2 protein-coding genes and 1 pseudogene are annotated in these 3,228 nt (G+C 69.6%); all 3 read right to left on the bottom strand.

The window, feature by feature from the left end; translation table 11 throughout:
- Window positions 1-590: pseudogene (locus H8R17_RS44865) on the bottom strand (hypothetical protein); the annotation flags it as partial.
- Window positions 591-670: 80 nt separating this feature from the next.
- Complete coding sequence (locus H8R17_RS44860; RefSeq protein ID WP_187828903.1) at window positions 671-829, bottom strand: transposase; 159 nt, start codon at window positions 827-829, stop codon at window positions 671-673.
- 54 nt (window positions 830-883) lie between these two features.
- Window positions 884-2,650, bottom strand: a complete 1,767-nt coding sequence (locus H8R17_RS44855) for a hypothetical protein (RefSeq protein WP_187828902.1) — start codon at window positions 2,648-2,650, stop codon at window positions 884-886.
- Window positions 2,651-3,228: the final 578 nt, after the last annotated feature.

Raw genomic sequence — 3,228 nt, 5'->3', positions numbered from 1 at the left:
GCGCAGTTCGTCGGGGTACTTGCGGGGAGCAGCCATGATCGGCATCCTTCCGGGTCTTCGATGTCTCCATCAAACCCGGGGCGATTCAGCAGGTCCTCACGGAGGTGGGTGACGGCTGACCGGACCAGCGCTGTGGCGTCCGGGTCCGCCGGGGCCGGGCCAGGGCTGTACACGGTGACGTGCTCTGCGGCGAGCTCGCTCACGCGCAGGGTTCCGATCAACGGCCGGAACTGCTCCAGTTCGGCTCCCGGGCACCACACCGCGCGTTCCCGGCCCAGTGCCTCGGCTACCACCGGGTCTTCGACGGCGTACACGGGCCGCTTGCTTCGCCAGCCCTGGCTCGTCCAGAGAGGGAGGCGTCCCAGGCGCTTGGCCGTCAACGTGCCGGGATGGGTACGGCCCAGAGCGGCGAGCATCTTCAGGGTCTCCAGGACGATGGACTGGGTCGTCCCGTCCGGCTGGTCCCGACCCTGCTTCCGGTCCCGCTGTGCCAGCTCCTTGATCACGGCCGTGGCGTCGTCCACATTCGGCACACGCACTCCGAGCCGTTGCCAGAACTCCTCGCTGCCCGGAAAGGTGGGAGCGAACACACGGAGTGGACCGAAGAGCGGCGCCGCCCGCAGGCACTGGCTCGGTCGGCGCCAGCCGGAGTCCGTGAGGACGAGGCCGCTTACAGCCGCTCTCGGCGCAGGATCGCGCCTTTCTCTCCGGCCGGGGCGGCGTCGTACTCGGCGACCATGCGCAGCTTGTACTCCGGGGAGAAGCGGCGGCGGGTCGGTCTCGGTGCCGGGTCCTCGGACTCGGCCACCGGGACGTTCGTGCTGGTCATCTGGGGTGGGGCTCCTGTCTCGCCCAGGAAGGATAACCCGGCATACCGGGTGTCTCACCACAGACTGACAGGGAGGGCCTCGCCGAACGCCCGGAGGACCGAGCCCAGGGACATCTTCCCCGAGGCGCCTGTACCACGGCCGAAGGCGCGCTCGGCCAGGGCTTGGTAGAGGATCAGCGCTGCGGGCACATCCCTGTCGCCTCCCTCTTCCTCCCGTCGGCGCAGGCGCTGCAGACATTCCACGAGATCCTCGGTGCGGGCCTCCGCAGAGATTCCCAGGGCGCGCAGCACATCACTGCGTCTGCCGACCAGTTGCTGGGTCTCGGGATGGAGGAATCGCTCGTCGTCCGCCCCGTACACCGCGACCGTGCCAGTGGTCCGCATGCAGAGTCGGGCCGGGGCAGACGGTGCGCCGTTACTGTCGTCGAGCCATGGTGTGTCGCGCAACTGCCAGAGCCAGAAGGCTGCAGTCCTGCCCCGGTTCTGCCATGCGTAGTAGTCGTAGACGGCGTCCACCTCATCGTGGTCGGAAAAGCGGCTCCATGCCCGCCCGAGGACGTGAAACAGCGCTGCCGCCCTGCGCCTGCGGATCTGCGGGTTCTGCTCCGCGGCTATGCCAGAGGCGACGGCACGTAGGTCCGGGCTTTCGTAGTCGTCAAGCGTGAAAGTCGCTTCCAGAGCTCGCAGGGCATCTGTGCGTGCCCGAGGTCCCGAGATGACGTCCGCCGGCAGCCCCTTCGGGCTCTGCGTGAAGCGTTCCCGCGCTCCCGGGTGCCTGCGCAACCTGGGCGCGGTCTCCGCGCCCAGGAGCCTCAGGAACTTGCGGGCGCCCATCCCGGCGCCGCCTCGCTGCAGAACCTCTGCGTACCGGGGCCGCAGCCACACCAGCCCGGCCGTGCGACCGGCAGCAAAGGCGAAGCTCTCCTCGCGTTCCGAGCTGTCCAGTCGGGCGGGCAGGTGCGCTTTGGCGGGAGCGACGTCGATGTCTTCACGTTTTCCGGCCCGGTCGTAGCGATGCCCCTGCAACCGGATTGCGTGACCCACATCGCGCCCCAAGGTCTCACGTTCGGAGTCCGGCACGCTTGCGAACCCGTCGCGCAGTTCGATGAGCTGGTCATCCGTCAGTTGCAGTACATTCAGGCCGCCGCTCCCGGCCGCGCCGATGGCCGCGAGGCGCCGGATCACGGCCACCGCGTCCCCGTCGGTCAGCAACACCCCCCGCTTACGGAGCCACGCCCTCACCGACCGCGCCTCGTCGGTGTCTGCGAGAAATGCGGGATGGATCTCCCGGGAGAAGCCGAGACTGGCACCGAGGCCCCGCGGGGCGTCGGTGAACACCGCAGGTTCCGCAGGCCGGGGCACACTGTGGCGGCCCCCTGAGCTGTCCACGAGCCAGCGGCTCGACAGCAAGGAGGAGTAGATGTCTGCGGAAAGTCCCGCCGCGGCGAGGCGGATGTTCGCCCGCGGCGACCGGATTTCGTCGTCGAGGAGGCGCAGCGCGTCGTAGAGGTCAACCGTCACGGGAACCGCACCGTCGTGGTTCTCCCAGTCTGCCAGCACCTCACGCCATCGGCCGTCCTCGTCCCGCGCCACCCCGGGCAGTACGGCGGTCCGCTCCGCGACGCGGGAGACCTCCTCTTCGGTGACCACACCAACCAGCGTCTCGTCTTCCACCGCGAGATCATCCAGGCCGAGCGGCCCTTGCCCCGCGACGTCCAGCACGAGACCGTGGGACACACCCGCCCTGGCACGGTCGAGGAGCAGTCGCTCCAGCCCGGCGACCGGGTCACGGGAGTCGCGCATGTCGTCGGGGAGCGGCATGGCGCGCCAGGCCCGTGCTGGATCCCGCCGGAACTGCCACAGGACGGCGGCTGTCCACAGGTCGCCTACCAGTTCGTTCAGTGCGCGGTTCCAGGGGGTGTCGTCGAGCGCCTGACGGCTGGCGATCGGGTCGAACTGGGCGCTGGCGCAGAGGGCCAGAGTGGTGTCCGCGACCGGAAGACCGGCGTAGATCCGCCCGGTGTCATCGGGTCCGAGAGGAAGAGCCACAGCGATTGTGGTGGTGGGCCCCGCCGCCTTGTGGGACCGGGTGATCCCGGAGGGGCTTGGAACGGTCGTACGGCACACCAGCCACCGGGACCCGTCGCCGGCGCGCGCCTCGCCGGTCTCCACGTCGACGCTCCGCCCGCCCACCACGGCCTCGAACAGCTCGCCGACCTCTCGGACGAGCGCCAGCCGGTGCCGGACCCCACCTTGTTCGTCCAGGTGCGTGACACTGCCGACATTACCGAGAAAGAGCAGCGCGCTGTCCCCCCGTTACCTTTTTCGTGGCCCCGCAATGGGGCGCCTGGCCCCCGGGTCCGGTATGGCTGTGTGCCCCCTGTCGTACGGATGACCTG

Origin of the sequence: Streptomyces sp. TRM68367, assembly GCF_014495685.1 — a bacterium.
GTDB lineage: Bacteria > Actinomycetota > Actinomycetes > Streptomycetales > Streptomycetaceae > Streptomyces.
The sequence above is the reverse complement of the archived record's forward strand: the minus strand, read 5'-3'. Positions and strand labels throughout refer to the sequence as shown.